This is a genomic window from Klebsiella sp. JB_Kp042, assembly GCF_040065275.1.
GTDB lineage: Bacteria > Pseudomonadota > Gammaproteobacteria > Enterobacterales > Enterobacteriaceae > Klebsiella > Klebsiella quasipneumoniae.
Genome location: NZ_JBEAJL010000089.1, coordinates 16,542 through 34,279 on the forward strand (window position 1 = coordinate 16,542; position 17,738 = coordinate 34,279).

At 57.6% G+C, this 17,738-nt stretch carries 18 protein-coding genes; 6 read left to right on the forward strand and 12 right to left on the reverse strand.

What is annotated here, in order from left to right; all coding sequences use genetic code 11:
- Nucleotides 1–160 precede the first annotated feature (160 nt).
- Both dinG and ybiB read left to right on the forward strand, forming a co-directional pair.
- Nucleotides 161–2,317, forward strand: coding sequence for an ATP-dependent DNA helicase DinG (gene dinG, locus ABLV54_RS16405; RefSeq protein ID WP_050532950.1), 2,157 nt, complete (start codon nucleotides 161–163; stop codon nucleotides 2,315–2,317).
- Nucleotides 2,318–2,346: 29 nt separating this feature from the next.
- Entirely contained in the window at nucleotides 2,347–3,315 is a 969-nt protein-coding gene (gene ybiB, locus ABLV54_RS16410) for a DNA-binding protein YbiB (RefSeq protein WP_050532949.1), read from the forward strand.
- A gap of 108 nt (nucleotides 3,316–3,423) precedes the next feature.
- Here the strand turns inward: ybiB and ybiJ are convergent, their stop codons facing one another.
- The 4 genes from ybiJ to ABLV54_RS16430 form a co-directional block, all read right to left on the reverse strand.
- On the reverse strand, nucleotides 3,424–3,684 hold the full coding sequence (gene ybiJ / locus ABLV54_RS16415; protein ID WP_004176772.1) for a DUF1471 family protein YbiJ: 261 nt from the start codon (nucleotides 3,682–3,684) through the stop codon (nucleotides 3,424–3,426).
- A 285-nt stretch (nucleotides 3,685–3,969) separates the two neighbouring features.
- On the reverse strand, nucleotides 3,970–4,236 hold the full coding sequence (locus ABLV54_RS16420; protein ID WP_023288941.1) for a DksA/TraR family C4-type zinc finger protein: 267 nt from the start codon (nucleotides 4,234–4,236) through the stop codon (nucleotides 3,970–3,972).
- 23 nt (nucleotides 4,237–4,259) lie between these two features.
- Entirely contained in the window at nucleotides 4,260–4,520 is a 261-nt protein-coding gene (locus tag ABLV54_RS16425) for a DUF1471 domain-containing protein (protein ID WP_048298642.1), read from the reverse strand.
- A 141-nt stretch (nucleotides 4,521–4,661) separates the two neighbouring features.
- Entirely contained in the window at nucleotides 4,662–5,276 is a 615-nt protein-coding gene (locus ABLV54_RS16430) for a flavin reductase family protein (protein WP_023288943.1), read from the reverse strand.
- Between the two features lie 96 nt (nucleotides 5,277–5,372).
- Between ABLV54_RS16430 and rlmF the strand changes: the two genes are divergently transcribed.
- On the forward strand, nucleotides 5,373–6,287 hold the full coding sequence (rlmF, locus tag ABLV54_RS16435; protein WP_050532948.1) for a 23S rRNA (adenine(1618)-N(6))-methyltransferase RlmF: 915 nt from the start codon (nucleotides 5,373–5,375) through the stop codon (nucleotides 6,285–6,287).
- Here rlmF and ybiO read toward each other — a convergent pair whose 3' ends face one another.
- The 6 genes from ybiO to rhtA form a co-directional block, all read right to left on the reverse strand.
- Nucleotides 6,288–8,483: a mechanosensitive channel protein gene (gene ybiO, locus ABLV54_RS16440; protein WP_044521827.1), complete on the reverse strand. Its 2,196-nt coding sequence runs from the start codon at nucleotides 8,481–8,483 to the stop codon at nucleotides 6,288–6,290. It abuts the gene before it with no gap.
- 110 nt (nucleotides 8,484–8,593) lie between these two features.
- Nucleotides 8,594–9,316, reverse strand: a complete 723-nt coding sequence (gene glnQ / locus ABLV54_RS16445) for a glutamine ABC transporter ATP-binding protein GlnQ (RefSeq protein WP_004212183.1) — start codon at nucleotides 9,314–9,316, stop codon at nucleotides 8,594–8,596.
- Complete coding sequence (gene glnP, locus ABLV54_RS16450) at nucleotides 9,313–9,972, reverse strand: glutamine ABC transporter permease GlnP (RefSeq protein WP_050532947.1); 660 nt, start codon at nucleotides 9,970–9,972, stop codon at nucleotides 9,313–9,315. The genes glnQ and glnP overlap by 4 nt, the downstream gene beginning before the upstream one ends.
- Before the next feature lie 125 nt (nucleotides 9,973–10,097).
- Entirely contained in the window at nucleotides 10,098–10,844 is a 747-nt protein-coding gene (gene glnH, locus ABLV54_RS16455; RefSeq protein WP_004886198.1) for a glutamine ABC transporter substrate-binding protein GlnH, read from the reverse strand.
- A gap of 416 nt (nucleotides 10,845–11,260) precedes the next feature.
- Nucleotides 11,261–11,764, reverse strand: coding sequence for a DNA starvation/stationary phase protection protein Dps (dps, locus tag ABLV54_RS16460; RefSeq protein WP_004886200.1), 504 nt, complete (start codon nucleotides 11,762–11,764; stop codon nucleotides 11,261–11,263).
- A 237-nt stretch (nucleotides 11,765–12,001) separates the two neighbouring features.
- Nucleotides 12,002–12,889, reverse strand: a complete 888-nt coding sequence (gene rhtA / locus ABLV54_RS16465) for a threonine/homoserine exporter RhtA (RefSeq protein WP_023288946.1) — start codon at nucleotides 12,887–12,889, stop codon at nucleotides 12,002–12,004.
- Nucleotides 12,890–13,240: 351 nt separating this feature from the next.
- Between rhtA and ompX the strand changes: the two genes are divergently transcribed.
- The gene (ompX, locus tag ABLV54_RS16470; RefSeq protein WP_004886207.1) at nucleotides 13,241–13,753 is read left to right on the forward strand and encodes an outer membrane protein OmpX; all 513 of its coding nucleotides are present in this window, start codon (nucleotides 13,241–13,243) and stop codon (nucleotides 13,751–13,753) included.
- Nucleotides 13,754–13,850: 97 nt separating this feature from the next.
- On the opposite strand, the gene ABLV54_RS16475 is transcribed toward ompX, so the two are convergent.
- A complete protein-coding gene (locus ABLV54_RS16475) occupies nucleotides 13,851–15,431 on the reverse strand; it encodes a phosphoethanolamine transferase (protein WP_023288947.1) in 1,581 nt (526 codons plus the stop codon).
- Between the two features lie 268 nt (nucleotides 15,432–15,699).
- Nucleotides 15,700–15,825: a manganase accumulation protein MntS gene (mntS, locus tag ABLV54_RS16480; RefSeq protein ID WP_023288948.1), complete on the reverse strand. Its 126-nt coding sequence runs from the start codon at nucleotides 15,823–15,825 to the stop codon at nucleotides 15,700–15,702.
- Nucleotides 15,826–16,010: 185 nt separating this feature from the next.
- Between mntS and mntR the strand changes: the two genes are divergently transcribed.
- Nucleotides 16,011–16,484, forward strand: coding sequence for a manganese-binding transcriptional regulator MntR (gene mntR, locus ABLV54_RS16485; RefSeq protein ID WP_004886216.1), 474 nt, complete (start codon nucleotides 16,011–16,013; stop codon nucleotides 16,482–16,484).
- Entirely contained in the window at nucleotides 16,481–17,593 is a 1,113-nt protein-coding gene (locus ABLV54_RS16490; protein ID WP_048297121.1) for an anion transporter, read from the forward strand. Before mntR ends, ABLV54_RS16490 begins: the two co-directional genes overlap by 4 nt.
- Nucleotides 17,594–17,738: the final 145 nt, after the last annotated feature.

Below are 17,738 nucleotides of genomic sequence, written 5' to 3' on the forward strand. Positions count from 1 at the left end.
AAGTACGGCTCAGGCCCGTCTGTCCGCTACGCGGCGGCGGGCCTTTTTCTTTCCATTACACTATTTGTCGAGCACGCTTCCACACTGAGCAGAAAGCAATACCTCCGGGCGGGCAAAAATGGCACAATAGTGGCTGTTTATACAGTATTCAGGTTTTCTCATGGCTTTGACCGCTGCGCTGAAAGCGCAAATCGCCGCCTGGTATAAGGCGCTTCAGGAACAGATCCCGGACTTTATTCCCCGCCCCCCGCAGCGGCAGATGATCGCTGATGTGGCGAAAACCCTCGCCGGGGATGAGGGCCGGCATCTGGCTATCGAAGCGCCGACCGGCGTTGGTAAAACGCTGTCATATCTGATCCCCGGCATTGCCATCGCCCGTGAGGAACAAAAAACGCTGGTGGTCAGCACCGCCAACGTCGCCCTGCAGGATCAAATCTACAGTAAAGACCTGCCGCTGCTGCGCAAGATTATCCCCGACCTGCGCTTCACCGCCGCCTTCGGTCGCGGACGCTACGTCTGCCCGCGCAATCTGACGGCGCTGGCCAGCACCGAGCCGACGCAGCAGAATCTGCTGGCCTTCCTCGACGACGATCTCACCCCGAACAACCAGGCCGAGCAGAAGCTGTGCGCGACGCTGAAGCAGGATCTCGACAGCTACCGCTGGGACGGCCTGCGCGACCATACCGACAAAGCCATCGACGATGGGCTGTGGAGCCGGTTGAGCACCGATAAGGCCAGCTGCCTGAACCGCAACTGCCACTACTATCGGGAGTGTCCGTTCTTTGTGGCGCGGCGGGAAATTCAGGAGGCGGAAGTGGTGGTGGCCAACCATGCGCTGGTGATGGCGGCGATGGAGAGCGAGGCGGTGCTGCCGGAGCCGAAAAACCTGCTGCTGGTCCTCGACGAAGGCCATCATCTGCCGGACGTCGCCCGCGATGCGCTGGAGATGAGCGCCGAGATCACCGCCCCCTGGTTTCGCCTGCAGCTGGATCTGTTCTGCAAGCTGGTGGCTACCTGCATGGAGCAGTTCCGCCCGAAAACCACGCCGCCGCTGGCCAATGCGGAGCGGCTCGCCGGCCATTGCGAAGAGCTGTTCGAGCTGATTGCGTCGTTGAATAATATTCTCAATCTCTATATGCCCGCCGGTCAGGACGCGGAGCATCGCTTCCCGATGGGCGAACTGCCGCAGGAGGTGATGGAGATCTGCCAGCGGCTGGCGAAGCTCACCGAGACGCTGCGCGGGCTGGCGGAGCTGTTCCTTAACGATCTCAGCGAAAAGACCGGCAGCCATGACGTGGTGCGCCTGCATCGGGTGCTGCTGCAGATGAACCGCGCCCTCGGCATGTTTGAAAGCCAAAGCAAGCTGTGGCGTCTGGCGTCGATGGCGCAGTCCTCTGGCGCGCCGGTGACCAAATGGGCGACGCGGGTGGTGCGCGACGGCCAGATCCACGTCTGGTTCCACTGCGTCGGCATCCGCGTCAGCGATCAGCTTGAACGACTGCTGTGGCGCAGCGTGCCGCATATCGTGGTGACGTCAGCGACGCTGCGCTCTCTAAACAGCTTCTCGCGCCTGCAGGAGATGAGCGGCCTGAAGGAGAAAGCGGGCGACCGCTTCGTGGCGCTGGATTCGCCGTTCAACCACGTAGAGCAGGGGAAAATTATTATTCCTCAAATGCGCTATGAACCGCTGATGGATAACGAAGAGCAGCACATCGCCGAGATGGCGGCCTATTTTCGCCAGCAGGTGGAGAGCAAGAAACATCTCGGGATGCTGGTGCTGTTCGCCAGCGGGCGAGCGATGAATCGCTTCCTGGAGCATGTGACCGATCTGCGCCTGATGCTGCTGGTGCAGGGCGACCAGCCGCGCTACCGGCTGGTGGAGCTGCATCGCAAACGGGTGGAAAGCGGCGAGCGCAGCGTGCTGGTGGGCCTGCAGTCCTTCGCCGAAGGTCTCGATTTAAAAGGCGATCTGTTAAGCCAGGTGCATATCCATAAAATCGCCTTTCCGCCCATCGACAGCCCGGTAGTGATCACCGAAGGCGAATGGCTGAAAAGCCTCAATCGTTATCCCTTCGAGGTACAGAGTTTGCCCAGCGCCTCCTTTAATCTTATTCAGCAGGTGGGGCGTCTGATCCGTAGCCATCACTGCTGGGGAGAGGTGGTGATTTACGATAAGCGTCTGTTGACCAAAAACTACGGCGCGCGTCTACTGAACGCGTTACCTGTTTTTCCCATAGAGCAGCCGGGCGTCCCGGAGGTTATAGTAAAACGTAAAGCAAAACAGACAGCAAAACAGACAGGCCGCAAACGTCGTTGACGCCGGCGCGTGACGCAACAGGGGGAGCCATGGAGTACAGCAAAATTATAAAAGAGGTGGGCCGCGGTAAGAATCATGCCCGCGACCTGGATGAAGAGACCGCCCGTGCGCTCTACGCGCGGATGCTGAACGGCGAGGTGCCGGAGCTGGAGCTGGGGGGAATATTAATCGCCCTGCGCATCAAAGGCGAAGGCGAAGCGGAGATGAAAGGCTTTTACGCCGCGATGCAGCAGTATACTCTGCGCCTGACCCCGCCGGCAAGCAAGCCGATGCCGATCGTTATCCCCAGCTACAACGGCGCGCGCAAGCAGGCGAACCTGACGCCGCTGTTGGCGATGCTCCTGCACAAGCTGGGGTTTCCGGTCGTGGTTCACGGCGTCAGTCACGATCCGACCCGGGTGCTGACCGAGACCATTTTTACCCTGCTGGACATTCCGGCTACCCGGCATGCCGGCCAGGCTCAGGCGCAGCTGGAGGGGCATGAACCGGTGTATATCCCGGTGGGCGCCTTCTGCCCGCCGCTGGAGAAACAGCTGGCGATGCGCTGGCGGATGGGCGTGCGCAACAGCGCCCATACGTTGGCCAAACTGGCCACGCCGTTTGGCGAAGGGGAGGCGTTACGTCTCTCCAGCGTATCGCATCCGGAATATGTTCCCAGGGTGGCGAGCTTCTTTCGCGAGACCGGTGGCCGCGCGCTGCTGATGCACGGTACCGAAGGCGAAGTGTACGCCAACCCGCAGCGCTGCCCGCAGATCAGCCTGATCGATGACCAGGGCGTGCGGGCGCTGTGCGACCGTCAGACCGAGGCCGCGGCGGAGGAAGTCATTCTGCCGGCCTCAAAAGATCCCGAAGTGACCGCGCGCTGGATCGAGCGCTGCGTCGCCGGCGTCGAACCGGTACCCCACTCGCTGAAGATCCAGCTTGCCTGCTGTCTGCTGGCCTCCGGGGAGGTCTCAACCCTGGAGCAGGGGCTCAGCCGCGTCAACGACTGCTGGTGATTGGCTCGGCAGAATAAAAAAAGCCCGTCCGGTGGCTCGGACGGGCAAGGCAAGGGTATTAAAGGTCTTTTCAGGGTTAATTCAGTGGCTTACAGGGTTGAGCTGCGATTATTTATAGATAACCGCGGTACCGCTCAGTTTGTTGTTGGTGTTAGCGGAAGTGATGCTATAGCCGGTTGCGCCAGCGGCTTCGGCTTTAGCAGCCAGTTTCGCTTCCAGACCATCTAACGTGGTTGCGCCTTGCGCAGACACCACGCCGATCTTATTCATGCTTTCAGCCTGAGCGGGGGTAACCGGCTCGGCGGCAAAGGCGCCGAAGGAAAGGGCGGTCAGAGCGATGGCAGCGGCAGCATATTTGATGTTTTTCATAGTTAATCTCTCGCAGGTTGTTCTGTTCAGGGGACGATGTTCCGTCGATGTGATAAGTATCACGCTTTTTTGCGGGAGATAAAATCGAAGGAAATTCACAGTCTTCATCTAATTTTTTGAATGATTAATAATTTACTGATTATTAATAAATTATTTCTCATTCTTTTCGTCTGATGGCGGAGCGAGGGGGACCGGCACGCTTAAGGGCACATATTGCGACATTTATCGCCAAAAAGTGTGCGCGAAAAGATAATGCGAAAGGCTGTCATGAACGGTAAAGGAAAGTCAGCGTAGCTGGCTATCCTTGGAACCACGGCGATTATATCCTGAAAATGTATTGTTATGTAAATCTTTCTCCTGCTGGCACTTCACGCAGTATCTCACCCCGGGTATCGCCTGTCGACGCGCCTCCGGAATCGGCTCTCCGCATTCATCACAAAATTTGTTGCTTTCGCCGTGCGGAAGCTCGCGGCGGGCGCGAGCCACCGCATCGTCAATGGTGCTGTCGATCTGATCCTGTACGGCGCCGTCGCCTGCCCAACCTGATGCCATTGTCTGCCTCCTGTAAAAAAGGGTTATTGATAAATTATAGCTGAACCGTACAGCCGGTTACCGCTGCTGGCGGCATTGACCCGCCAGGCTATCGCCCCACGACGGTGGGCCTTATCCGCGAGGGCGGCCACCAGGTCGTCAAGGGTGCGGGCGCCGGAGGCGGAGACGGTGCCGACAGGACGCAGCGGCCCGCCATAGGGCAGTACGGGGGGCGGCGGCAGGGAAGAGGCCGCGTCGGCCTGAGCGGCAAGCGCAGCGGCGAACAGCAGCGAGGTGATTTTCATCAGCATATCCTCATAAACAGCATGGGACATAGCTTAAGTGTAGGCCTTTCCAGACCGCGCGATAGGGAATTTTTTATGCAAAAACAAGGCGTTTCGCCCGCAACCGGCGCAGGGTAGCGGTCCCCGCGCCAGGGATATTATTTAGCGGGCATCCGGGCGGATCATGTCAAAACGCAGGCTGTCATCAATACTGTAATAGGCGCTCGGCCCCCCGGCACGCAGGATCGGCTGAGCGCGGGCGGTTTGATAGATGCCGTTCTCCAGCAGTGATTCATCGATATGCACGGCGACCACTTCGCCGAGCACCAGCCATGTATCGACAAGGTTGCCGTCGGCGGTGGTGAGCTGAATACATTGCGACAGGCGGCACTCAAAGTTCACCGGGCTCTCCGCCACCCGGGGGGCCTTGACCAGGCGACTGGCGGCGGCGGTGAGTCCGGCGCGCACGAATTCATCCTCATGGTGCGGGATCGAGGCGGAGGTTTCGTTCATCGCGGCGGCCAGCGGGCGCGTCGCCAGGTTCCAGACGAACTCCTTCGTTTCGACGATATTTCGCACGCTGTCTTTCCAGCCGCTGCTGGCGAAACCAATGATCGGCGGGCGATAGTTAAAGCAGTTAAAAAAGCTGTATGGCGCCAGATTACGCTGGCCCTCGGCGTCCTGCGAGGCGATCCAGCCTATCGGGCGAGGCCCGATTATTGCGTTGAGCGGGTCATGCGGCAGGCCGTGGCCCTGCGAAGGTTGATAAAAGTACATGCTGCACCTGTCACGGATAAAGGAGATATCCAGACTCCCTTATTTACCGAGCGGCCGTCAACGGGTATCTTACGCGGCTGTTCAAAGGAGATTGTCATGAAAGCCCAGAAACCGGGGTTACACCCGCGTAACCGCCACCATCAACGCTACGACGTGCCCGCGCTCTGCCAGGCGCATCCTGACCTGCAGGGATACATTACGCTCAATCCGCTGGGTGAGCAGACCATTGATTTTGCCAATCCGCAGGCGGTAAAGGCGTTGAATAAAGCGCTGCTGGCGCATTTCTACGCGGTCAAACACTGGGACATTCCTGATGGTTTTCTCTGTCCGCCGGTGCCGGGGCGGGCCGATTATATTCATCATCTGGCGGATTTGCTGGCCGGGGACAGCGGCGAAGTGCCGAAGCAAGCCACAATCCTCGATATTGGCACCGGCGCCAACCTCATTTATCCCCTGATCGGCGTTCACGAGTACGGCTGGCGCTTTACCGGCAGCGAAATCAGCCCGGAAGCCTTCGCCAGCGCGCAGGCGATTGTCAATGGCAACCCGGGATTGACCCGGCAGATCCGTCTGCGTCGGCAAAAAGAGAGCCAGGCTATCTTCCACGGCGTGATCCACAAAAACGAGACCTATAACGCCACGCTGTGTAATCCGCCGTTCCATGACTCCGCAGAGAGCGCCCGGGCGGGCGGTGAGCGCAAGCGCCGCAATCTCGGACTCGGCGCCGACAGCGGGCTTAACTTTGGCGGTCAGCAGCAGGAGCTGTGGTGCGAAGGGGGCGAAGTGGCCTTTATCTCGCAGATGATCCGCGAAAGTCAGGCCTTCGCCCGCCAGGTGAAATGGTTTACCTCGCTGGTGTCGCGCGGCGACAATCTGCCGCCGCTCTACCGCCTGCTGACCGAGGTCGGGGCAGTGAAAGTGGTGAAAAAAGAGATGGCCCAGGGGCAAAAGCAGAGCCGCTTTATCGCCTGGAGCTTTATGGACGACGCCAAACGCCGCCGTCCGTTCTAACTACTCCGCGGCCGGGCTATCGGCGCCCGGCATCGGCAGCTGCTGCCAGGTTTGTACCGGGGCGCGAACCCCGGCGCGGTCGAAGTGCTTTTTCACCTGGGTGTCGAGGGCAAAACGCACCGTCCACTGCTTCAGCGGCAGGGTGGTGAAGCTGACGCGCAGCGTAAAGGCGGTATTGCTCAGCCCCACCAGCCCGGCGAACGACGGTTCGCCAATGATCAGGCCGCGGATCTCCTCCTGGGCCAGCAGATCGTCCACCGCCGCCTTCAGCGCCTGACTGGCTTTATCCAGATCCTCATGGCGGTCGACGTCATAGTTGGCCACCACCGAGCCAATGCCGCGCACGAAGTTGGCAAAGGTGGTGATCGAGGACCAGGGGATAATGTGATAAGCGCCGGTATCCTGGCGCACCCCCACTGAGCGAATCGACATCCGTTCCACCGTGCCGGTCAAGGGACCGATGGTGACCAGGTCGCCGGTATTCATCCCGTTCTCAAACTGGATAAAAATGCCGGTGATAATGTCTTTGACCAGGGTTTGCGCGCCAAACGAGATGGCCAGCCCCAACGCCCCGGCGCCCGCCAGCAGCGGCGCGATATTGACCCCAATCTCCGAGAGCAAAATCATCACCGTGATAGTGCTGATCACCACCGCCAGCGCGTTGCGAAACAGCGTCAGCAGCGTCCTGGCCCGCGCGCTGGGCAGCGGGCGGCCATGGATATCCGAGGCCAGCCGGTTTTCGATCAGGCTGGCCAGCACCGTCCAGCCGATAGCGGAGAAGAAGAGGATAAGGGCGATACGGATCAGCACATCCACCGTTTTTTGCCCGGCATCGTTGTGCAGCCATTCGCGGAAGTCAAACAGCCCCCAGGCGCTCAGGAGCAGCATGATGGCGACGCAGACGGTGAGAATACGCGCTGCCTTCAGCGACGCGGAGATCCAGCCGTTCAGCCGCTTTTGCAGCTCAGGATAGTTGCGCTGAGTGGCAGGGGAGAGGGTGATGGTTTTGGCTATCCAGCGCGACAGAATGCCGGACACCAGCGCCGCGCCGCCGATGATCGCCAGGCTGCGCAGGGTGGCGCCCATCATAAATTTCAGGCTGTTGCCTGGGTCGAACAGGGAAAAGAAAAAGAGCACCACAAAGTAGGCGCAGGCCAGCCAGTGCCAGATCAGAGCGAAGGCGCGGATAAACAGGCTAAAGAAGGAGAGCGAGCGGTCAGCCAGATGGATCAGTCCCTGCGTAATCACCGCTTTGTTATGGAAAATCAGATACAGCGCCCACAGCGTAATGCACAGCATGATGACGACGTTAGCCAGCGCGCCGACCTGAACATTCACCTGGTTGGAGATAATCGGCACCGCGACGATCAGGCCGTAGCCGATCAGGCTGCTGAGGGCGCTCAGGCGCAGGCTCCAGTAGGAGGCGGCCTCGTCGCTGAGGTTAAAGGGCCTGAGCGCCGGGATGCGCGGGCAGAAAATGAGCCGCAGGATGGCTTTAAAGAATTCGATCAGCGCGAAGGCGTTGAGGAAAAGGCTCTGCTGGAAGGCGATAGTAGGGTTGTCGCCATTCAGGCGATCGCTCAACAGCTGACCGATAAACAGGGTCAGCGCCAGCAGCAGCAGATCGATGATAAACGCCCCGGCGATGGTCAACGGCAGCTGGAGCCAGTTTCCGCGATCGCGGTTTTTATGCCGTCCCCATTCGCCCATTTTACGATACAGCGGCAGCGCCGCGAGGCGTACCAGCCACCAGAAGGCAAACACCAGCCCGGCCAGCAGTAAAAAATGCCAGGCGGCGCTGGTAAAGGTTTGCGGATTAAAGGGCTTATGCGGCGAGCCGGTAATATTGCGCCACAGCTGGGAGAAGCGCGATGAGAACTCATCGCCATATTCCCGGCTGATCTGCGTGACGTTCTCCAGCACCGTGGTCTCTTCTTTCACCGCCGGCGGCGTCAGCGTCGGGGTGCTGTCGGGCGGCGGCGTGGCGGCCGCTTTACGCAGCTGGTCAATGAGCTCCTGGCGGGCGGAGTCGTTGGCCAGCACGTCGGCCAGCGCGGCATAGGCCGCTCTTTTCTGTTCTACATCGGGTTCGCTGGCGCTGGTTTTATCGGCATTAGCGGTCGGCACGCCGGGCAGGGCGGCGGCGGAAAGCGGGGGAGTAAACAGCGCAGCGAGCAAAAGCAGGATCCACGGCATGGGCACCTCCGTTGCAACGTAAACGGGTAAGTATAGAAGCCGATGGCGGAAGGGGAGGGAAGAGGAATCTGGAAAGCGGCTCTCTCCGCGACGGAGAGAGCCGTTGTGGGTCAGGCGACGTGCTGCAGGAATTCCCGCAGACGCGGGCTTGGCGGGTTGTTCACCAGCTCCTGTGGGTTGCCGTCTTCGGCAATTCGTCCCTTGTCGATAAAGATCAGTCGCGAGGCCACTTTTTCGGCAAAGCCGATTTCGTGGGTCACAATCACCATCGTCATGCCCTCTTCCGCCAGATCCTGCATCACCTTGAGCACTTCATGACGCAGTTCCGGGTCGAGCGCGGAGGTGGGCTCATCAAACAGCATCATCTTCGGCTTCACCGCCAGCGCGCGGGCGATGGCCACACGCTGCTGCTGGCCGCCGGAGAGTTCAGACGGATAGTGATGCGCGCGCTCTGCCAGACCGACTTTCGCCAGCAGATCTTTCGCCAGCTTCTCCGCCGCCTGCTTGCTGGCGCCGCGTACCCGCAGCGGGCCAAACATCACGTTTTCCAGCGCCGTGAGGTGCGGGAACAGGTAAAACTGCTGGAACACCATCCCGGCTTCCTGACGAATCAGACGTTCGTCCACCTTCGGATCGTTGACCTTCAGGCCATCGACAATCAGATCGCCGCTGGTGATCTCTTCCAGTTTATTGATGCAGCGCAGCATCGTCGATTTACCGGAGCCGGACGGGCCGATAATGACCACCACTTCACCCTGATTGATTTTCAGAGAGATATCGTGCAGCACCTGGGTCGGGCCAAAGTGCTTGGAGACGTTTTTAAATTCAATCACAGGATTTTCATCCTTCTTTCAAGACGACGCAGAATAAAGCTCAGGACCAGGGTGATGATCAGGTAGATCACGGCAACGGCGCTCCAGATTTCCAGCGCGCGGAAGTTGCTGGCGATGATCTCCTGTCCCTGACGGGTCAGTTCGGCGACGCCGATGACGATGAACAGCGAGGTGTCCTTGATGCTGATGATCCACTGGTTGCCCAGCGGCGGCAGCATGCGGCGCAGCGCCAGCGGCAGGATCACGTGGCGAATGGTTTCGCGACGCGACAGGCCCAGCGCCAGGCCCGCTTCGCGGAAGCCTTTATGAATGGAGAGCACCGCGCCGCGGGTAATTTCCGCGATATAGGCGCCCGAGTTAATCATGATGGTCACTACCGCCGCGGAGAAGGGGTCAATGCGCAGATCGCTAAAGGCCATCGGCAGCGCAAAGTAGATGAACATAACCTGCACCACAATCGGGGTGCCGCGAATGATTTCAATAAACACCAGCGCGATGTGGTTGGCGATCCAGCCGCCGAAGCAGCGGGCGAAACCGGCCACCAGACCGATGATCAGGCCGCCGGCCAGGCCGAGGACGGAAATCCACAGCGTCATTTTGGCGCCTTCCAACAAAATCGGAATGGCAGGCCAGATGGCACTCCAGTCAAACTGCATAATACGTTCCTGTTACCGTGTCGAGAGCAGAGGAAAGCCTCCGCCAAAATACTGTCTCCCGCAACGTCTGTGCCGGAAGACCGTTGTGAAGTCGCCGGGCCTGCGCCCGGCGATGTACGTTTTTATTATTTTGGTTCAGTGCCGAACCATTTTTTATAAATTTCGTTGTAGGTGCCGTTCTCGCGCAGCGTTTTCAGCGCACCGTTCACTTTCTCACGCAGCTCGTCGCTGCCTTTCGGGAAGGCGATACCGTAGTTTTGCGCTTCCAGTGATTCACCTACCGCTTTGAATTTGCCGTTGCCCGCGGTTTTGATGAAGTAGAGGATGTTCGGCGTATCGTGCAGGACCGCATCCGCGCGGCCGGTACCCAGCTCCATGTAGGCGTTATCGATGTTCGGGAACTGACGCAGATCTTTGGTTTTGATATTGGCTTTCGCGTAGTCAACGGAGCCGGTGCCGCTCTTCACCGCGACCACTTTGCCGTTCAGATCTTTCACATCTTTGATGTCGTTATTATTGGCGTTGACCATCACCAGCAGGCCGCTCTTGTAGTAGCCGTCAGAGAAGTCGATGGCTTTTTTACGCTCGTCGGTAATGGTGATCCCCGCCAGCGCCAGATCGATATTTTTGGTTTGCAGCGCCGGGATAATGCCGCTGAAGTCCATTGGCTTCAGGGTGTAGTCGAGCTTCAGCTCTTTGGCGATGGCCGCCCACAGGTCAACGTCAAAACCCACATACTTATCGCCTTGCTTAAATTCGAACGGGACGAACGCCGTATCGGTGGCGACAACCAGGGTCTTATTGGCGGCATGGGAAGAAACCGCAAAAGCCAGGGTCAGTGCAGCCAGTGAAACTTTAAATACAGACTTCATAGCATTTCCTTTTATATCCACGGGACGATCCCCTGCGAGAACGACTAGCCTAATGAAAAAATCGTGCCACTTTTACAAGCTGTTGTTTTTCAACAAACGAAGCGGTAGCCGTTGCACAATATCGATCGTTTCAGGTAAAGAGTGCACCATAACGGGGCGTTATTTTGGTGCATCCTGAGGTCGCTGAATAACGAGCCCATTTTTAGCGCAAACCCTGATGGGAAAACAATCTCGCCGTAACGATTGTGTGAGGTGATTATTACAATTGTTTTACTTTTGTGCGCATTTTCATCAATTTGGCGCCCTGAAATGGTGCAGGGCCAGCGGGTGAGGGAAAACGGAGGAGGGAAAAACAACAAGGGCTGGGTGGAAAAAGCAAAGGCGCCGTCGACCGCGCTGCGGCCGACGGCAAAGCCTTACTCGATATTCGCTTCAATAAACCACAGGAATTTATCCAGGTCGCGGGAAGCGGCGGTGAAGATATCTGCGGTATCTTCGTCTTTAGCTTCGCCGATCGCTTTGCGCACATCGTTAGCCACTACCGCGTAGCGGTCAGCCAGCGCTTTCAGGTGATCCTGAACATGATGGATATCCAGTGGGTAGCTCTGCAGCGGGGTTTTGCTGTTGATCACCTGAGTGGTGCCCAGGGCGACGCCGCCCAGCTGCACGGCGCGCTCCGCCATGGTATCCAGATGCTCAGTGAGCGCAGTACGGAAACCGTCCAGCATTTCGTGCACGGCGATAAAGTTCGCACCGCGCATATTCCAGTGTGCCTGCTTGGTGATAAGGGACAGGTCAATGAACTGGATCACCTGGCGATTCAACAGCTCAATGGTCGCTTTCTTTTCGCTGTCAGCGACATCGTTGCGGGTATAGACCAGATTAGATGCTTTTGATTTAACCAGTTTAGCGGTACTCATCGTTTCATATCCTCTTGATATTGATGCTCGTCACACTTCAAAACTGAATGATGTGGAGCGTTGTCCCAAGTAACTTCGGGACTAAGTATAGCAAGGGTTTTAAAGTTTGAGGCATCGGCAGGCCATATCACTCCGATAGCGCAAAGTGGTTGGCTATTTGAAAAAACAAGTCCAATCAGAAGGTTAGCGAAGGCTGGCAGGCCCGCAGCTGACGCGGGCCGCCGCCGTAACAGAATGTTAATTGATATCGACTTGCTTGATTTTGCTTTGCCGCTGCATGGTCAGCGTGGCGCCCATTGAGGCGATGATAATGGCGCCCAGCGCCAGGGTCTGGGAGAGGTTCAGGGTTTCGCCAAGGAAGATCATACCGGACAGGGCGGCTAGCGCCGGCTCGAGGCTCATCAGCGTACCGAAGGTGCGCGTCGGCAGGCGCGTCAGGGCCATCATCTCCAGAGAGTAGGGGAGTGCGGTGGAGAGAATGGCAATCCCCAGCCCCAGGGGCAGCAGCGACCATTGCCACAGCGTATCGGTGGCTTGCGCCATACCTAACGGGACAAAGACCAGCGAGGCGATAAGCGACCCCATCGCCACCGTGGCTGGACCATGCTCCTCACCCGCGCGCTGGCCGGTCAGAATATAGACCGCCCAACAGGCCCCGGCGCCGAGAGCGAACAGCGCGCCGGTTAAATCCACCTGCGCCACGTTCTGCCCCAGCGGCAGGAGATACCACAGCCCGAGGATCGCCAGCGCCACCCAGACAAAATCCAGCGGGCGGCGCGAGCCGAAAAGCGCCACCGCCAGTGGGCCGGTAAACTCGAGGGCCACCGCCACGCCGAGCGGAATACGCTGCAGGGATAAATAAAACAGATAGTTCATCGCCCCGAGCGCCAGGCCGTACAGCAGCAGCGGCACGCGCTGCGCCGGAGAGAAACGTAGCCGCCAGGGCTTGAACACCACCACCAGGATCAGCGTCCCGAGCGCCAGGCGCAGGGCGGTAACTCCCGGGGCGCCGACCACCGGGAACAGCGATTTGGCGAGCGATGCGCCGCTCTGAATCGAGGTCATAGCGATTAAAATCACCACTATCGGCAACCATGCCGCCGCTTTTCGGGATGGACCGGGCATCCTTTCTCCTGTCAATTTTTGTCAAAAGGGGTAAAAGTTCCAGTGTACTGGAATTAGCTGCTGGCGGTTGAGCTAATGTTGAAAAAAACAGGCGCAAAAACAGTACAATGGCGAAAGTTGCTGAGAAATTCACCAGGTGATTAGGATTAATCTGGATGCTTGCGAATTTCTTAATGAGCGTTAAACTGTAAGTTAACGCCAAAAACTCTTGTTTTCCATATTGTTATAGAAATATGGAAACTTTTGGTTACATGAAAAAGTATGTTAGACAATGTAAACTCCAAAGAGTTTCCCAAAAGTTTTTGATATATTTAAGGCTTAGGACTTATTAGAAACACATTTGAGGTGGTTATGAATAAAATTGCACGTCTTTCAGCACTGGCCGTTGTTCTGGCTGCATCCGTAGGTACCACTGCATTTGCTGCAACTTCTACCGTAACCGGCGGTTACGCGCAGAGCGACATGCAGGGTAAAGCGAACAAAGCTGGCGGTTTCAACCTGAAATACCGTTACGAGCAAGATAACAACCCGCTGGGCGTTATCGGTTCCTTCACCTACACCGAAAAGGATAATAACAGCAACGGTACTTACAACAAAGGTCAGTACTACGGCATCACCGCTGGTCCGGCTTACCGTCTGAACGACTGGGCAAGCATCTACGGCGTAGTGGGTGTTGGTTACGGTAAATTCCAGAACAACAACTTCCCTAATAAATCCGATATGAGCGACTACGGTTTCTCCTACGGTGCTGGTCTGCAGTTCAACCCGATCGAAAACGTTGCCCTGGACTTCTCCTACGAGCAGTCTCGTATTCGTAACGTTGACGTCGGCACCTGGATCGCTGGCGTGGGTTACCGCTTCTAATCACTCCGGTGATATAAAAAATCCGCCTCCTGGGGCGGATTTTTTTTTGCCTGCTGACCGCCAGCCCGGCCGGTTGGCCGGCGCTGACCGCGTCGTTTTAGTTGATGGTGAACTCATCGCTGCCGAGGTGTGAATAGTCCACCTTCTGCAGCTGGAAGTTGGTGATATACACCGGGCCGGCCTTCTGCTCAGAGATAAACCGATAGCGCGGGGCGATTTCCGCCGCCTTGATGCCGGTCCATTGCGAGAAGAAGCTGAGGAAATCATTTGCCGAGCGCTGCGCCTTAATGACTTTATGCGCTTTGTCATCGCTGGAGAGCACCATAAACGGCACCTGGAAGTTCTGCTGGAACTTATCGTCGTGCGCCAGATACTGCACCTCTTTGCCTCGCTCCTTGAACGCCAGACCATGATCGGAAAAGTAGGTCAGGGAAAAGGTGTCGCCGGAATTTTGCAATTGGCTGTAGAGCTTAGCCAGCAGGGTATCGGTTTGCGTCATGCTGTAGAGATAGCAGGAGGTCTCTTTCGACTGGACGAAAACCGTATATTTGCCTTTGGTCCGGTCGCAGGCCTGCGGGTGCGAGCCCATCAGATGCAGAACAATCAGCTGCGGCTGGGTACGCTGGGTGGAGAGCACCTGCTCGGTCAGCTTCAGTAACTGCTCGTCCTGGGTGTTTTTATTGGCTTCGAAATCGCCGTTTTTCAGGAACTGCACTTCATCCGCCCGTTTGGCGATACTGGCGATAGCGGTGTCGTACTCGCCGATCTGCCCCTGGTTGGAGAACCACCAGGTCTGGAAACCGGCGCGGTTGGCGAGGGTGACAAAGTTATCCTGAAACTGCGGTTTGCCATCGACCACCCGGTTAAGGGTCAGGCCGAGGGATTTTTGCGTCGAGCCGCTGGCGGCGACGTAGTTGTTAAACAGATACCCGTTCACCGAGCTGGCAAACGGCGTGTTGTCCCAGTGGCCGCCGAAGGCGCCGAGGGCGTCGCGGCGGGCGCTTTCACCGATCACCACCACATAGAGATGGTACTTCGGCTTCACCGCCAGCACGTGCCAGCTATCTTTCATGCCGGCCAGCTGCGCCATCCGCGCCTGCTCGTCCAGCACCTCGTTATTATTCACCACCACGTCTTTGACAAAACGGAAGGCCGGGTAACCAGTATCGATCACCTTGAATACACCGCCCCAGGCGAGATTTTGCACCGGCTGAAGAAAGAAGATCCCGATGCTGAACAGCAGGCCCAGGGTCTCCATTTTTCCCCAGCGGGTCTGCTCGACGATCCTGCGGCGGACCGCGATGATCCCCAGCGCGAAGATAAATACCGCCAGCAGATAGTTGTACCACGGGAAGATGGTGAGGATTTCCGTGGACTCTTCCACGTTGGTGGCGTGCAGCGCCAGCAAGGTATTGAAGTTGGGCGCGCCGTAAGCCTGGCCAAACGGGTAGTAGAGGGCCGCCAGCAGAGAATAAGCGCCGACCACTCCTTTCTGCACGCGCGGAAAGGCACGCCACAGAAGATGTAACACGCAGGTAAATGCCACGGTATAGAGCAGGCTAAATTCATAGCCCAGCGCCAGGTTAATCAACAGCGATTGTAAAAAGTAGAATCCTGTCCATGGGTTCAGTGCCAGTCGGCGGGCGACCAGCGTATCTTTCAGGGTGGTGACATTCATAGTAAACAATCAAAAAGAGGCCATGCGCATCCCCTGGCTTCAAGGGGTAAAACCTGCTGGACAGTGCGTGAAGAGGGTCTCTGCGAGCCGCGAATGTGGCAGGGCTGTGCAAAGATAGGGCTTGTAAATGGTAAGGTCAACCAGACATAACAGATTGTTTTGCGAGGACGCTTACAAAACTTGAAAAAAGGTGGGGGAAACGGGATAAACCGGTCAGTTTAGCGGCAGATGATGACGGAAAAATGAAGCGGCGTACCGCGACGCCGCCTTAGCGATGGGGTTTGTCCTGCTGCGGTTTACCGTTGATCATCTCGCACAGCATACCGAGCAGCATTAAGCGTACTTTAAAGGGTGAATGGCTGAACACGTTTAAGCACCTCTTGAATTCGTTCATCTGCTCTCCTCCTGCCTGTTCGCTCCATCATTCCCTGATGGATGTTTGCATTATATACAGATATAGCACAGGCTATATTTTATAGCTATGGCTAAAACGTTAAATTTTTGTGCTCTTGGCGCAATCCATTACAATGTGGATCTTTTTATATGATGCTTGACGCGTCACACGAATGAGGAAGCACAATGAACCGTCGCGCAGGTAAGCCAATAACAAAAAAAGTGACGCAGTTAGTAAATGTTGAAGAGCACGTTGAAGGGTTCCGCCAGGTGCGGGAAGCGCATCGGCGCGAGCTGATTGACGACTATGTTGAACTGATTTCCGACCTCATCCGCGAGGTGGGCGAGGCGCGTCAGGTGGATATGGCCGCCCGGCTGGGGGTCTCGCAGCCCACCGTCGCCAAGATGCTCAAACGGCTGGCCAGCGTCGGCCTTATCGAACAGATCCCGTGGCGCGGCATATTCTTAACCGCGGAGGGTGAGAAGCTGGCCCAGGAGAGCCGCGAGCGCCATCAAATCGTGGAGAACTTCCTGCTGGCGATCGGTGTCAGTCCGGAGATCGCCCGTCGTGATGCCGAAGGGATGGAGCATCACGTGAGCGAAGAGACGCTGGCGATGTTCCTGAAATTTACCCAAACACAGGGATCTCAGGAAGCATGACTCTTCCCTTCGTCCAGTCGCTGCTGCGCGACCGTTTTCTCCATCTGCTGCTGATTATCGCCTGCGTGCTCAGCGTGATGGTGCCGTTTGTCCCGGCAAGCTGGCCGGCGGCCATTGACTGGCATACCATCATCACCCTCAGCGGCCTGATGCTGTTGACCAAGGGGATTGAACTGAGCGGCTATTTTGACGTGCTGGGGCGTAAAATGGCCCGCCGCTTTGTCACCGAGCGTCAGCTGGCTATGTTTATGGTGCTGGCGGCGGCGCTGCTGTCCACCTTCCTCACCAACGACGTCGCGCTGTTTATTGTGGTGCCCCTGACCCTGACCCTGAAGAAGTGGTGCGCCATCCCGGTAAACCGGCTGATTATTTTCGAAGCGCTGGCGGTGAACGCCGGGTCGCTGCTGACGCCGATCGGCAACCCGCAGAACATCTTGCTGTGGGGACGCTCCGGTCTCTCTTTCCCCGGGTTTATCGGCCAGATGCTGCCCCTGGCGGCGGCAATGATGCTGACCCTGCTGGCGCTGTGCTGGCTCTGTTTCCCGGCAAAGCGGCTTACCTACCAGAGCAGCGATATGGCGCCATCGTGGCAGCCTAAGCTCGTCTGGAGCTGTCTGGGGCTCTATCTGGTGTTCCTGACGGCGCTGGAGATGGATCAGGCGCTGTGGGGACTGGCGCTGGTGCTGCTGGGCTTTCTGGCGCTGGCCCGGGCGGTGATCGTCCATGTTGACTGGTCGCTGCTGCTGGTGTTTATGGTGATGTTTATCGACGTCCATCTGCTGACCCAGCTTCCGGCGCTGCACCAGGTGCTGAGCGGGGTCGGGACGCTCTCCGGCGGTGGACTGTGGCTGACCGCCATCGGCCTGTCGCAGGTGATCAGCAATGTGCCCTCGACCATTCTGCTGCTCAACTATGTCCCACCGTCGATCCTGCTCGCCTGGGCGGTTAACGTGGGGGGCTTTGGTCTGCTGCCGGGCTCGCTGGCCAATATCATCGCCCTGCGCATGGCTGGCGATCGGCGGATCTGGTGGCGTTTCCATCTCTACTCCATTCCCATGCTGCTGTGGGCGGCCCTCACCGGCTATTGGCTCTTCAAACTCTGCGCCTGATTTCCGCAGCAGTCCGCCGCCCTCCACGTCGTTCGACAGGATCGCTCTCCGGGGCGATCTTTTTTTTGCCCGGCTCACAGAAAACGATCCCTGGCTTTGCGCATCCGTTCGCTTTTCGATATATGACTAGTCATGAAGTTTAAAT

What these genes read in the sequence shown, in the direction of transcription:
- mntR (WP_004886216.1), top strand. Translation starts at nt 16,011, where the DNA reads ATGAACCGTCGCGCAGGTAAGCCAATAACAAAAAAAGTGACGCAGTTA.
- ompX (WP_004886207.1), top strand. Translation starts at nt 13,241, where the DNA reads ATGAATAAAATTGCACGTCTTTCAGCACTGGCCGTTGTTCTGGCTGCA.
- ybiB (WP_050532949.1), top strand. Translation starts at nt 2,347, where the DNA reads ATGGAGTACAGCAAAATTATAAAAGAGGTGGGCCGCGGTAAGAATCAT.
- ybiO (WP_044521827.1), bottom strand. Translation starts at nt 8,483, where the DNA reads ATGCCGTGGATCCTGCTTTTGCTCGCTGCGCTGTTTACTCCCCCGCTT.
- rlmF (WP_050532948.1), top strand. Translation starts at nt 5,373, where the DNA reads ATGAAAGCCCAGAAACCGGGGTTACACCCGCGTAACCGCCACCATCAA.
- glnH (WP_004886198.1), bottom strand. Translation starts at nt 10,844, where the DNA reads ATGAAGTCTGTATTTAAAGTTTCACTGGCTGCACTGACCCTGGCTTTT.
- ABLV54_RS16490 (WP_048297121.1), top strand. Translation starts at nt 16,481, where the DNA reads ATGACTCTTCCCTTCGTCCAGTCGCTGCTGCGCGACCGTTTTCTCCAT.
- rhtA (WP_023288946.1), bottom strand. Translation starts at nt 12,889, where the DNA reads ATGCCCGGTCCATCCCGAAAAGCGGCGGCATGGTTGCCGATAGTGGTG.
- ABLV54_RS16430 (WP_023288943.1), bottom strand. Translation starts at nt 5,276, where the DNA reads ATGTACTTTTATCAACCTTCGCAGGGCCACGGCCTGCCGCATGACCCG.
- dinG (WP_050532950.1), top strand. Translation starts at nt 161, where the DNA reads ATGGCTTTGACCGCTGCGCTGAAAGCGCAAATCGCCGCCTGGTATAAG.
- dps (WP_004886200.1), bottom strand. Translation starts at nt 11,764, where the DNA reads ATGAGTACCGCTAAACTGGTTAAATCAAAAGCATCTAATCTGGTCTAT.
- ABLV54_RS16420 (WP_023288941.1), bottom strand. Translation starts at nt 4,236, where the DNA reads ATGGCATCAGGTTGGGCAGGCGACGGCGCCGTACAGGATCAGATCGAC.
- ABLV54_RS16425 (WP_048298642.1), bottom strand. Translation starts at nt 4,520, where the DNA reads ATGAAAATCACCTCGCTGCTGTTCGCCGCTGCGCTTGCCGCTCAGGCC.
- mntS (WP_023288948.1), bottom strand. Translation starts at nt 15,825, where the DNA reads ATGAACGAATTCAAGAGGTGCTTAAACGTGTTCAGCCATTCACCCTTT.
- glnP (WP_050532947.1), bottom strand. Translation starts at nt 9,972, where the DNA reads ATGCAGTTTGACTGGAGTGCCATCTGGCCTGCCATTCCGATTTTGTTG.
- ABLV54_RS16475 (WP_023288947.1), bottom strand. Translation starts at nt 15,431, where the DNA reads ATGAATGTCACCACCCTGAAAGATACGCTGGTCGCCCGCCGACTGGCA.
- ybiJ (WP_004176772.1), bottom strand. Translation starts at nt 3,684, where the DNA reads ATGAAAAACATCAAATATGCTGCCGCTGCCATCGCTCTGACCGCCCTT.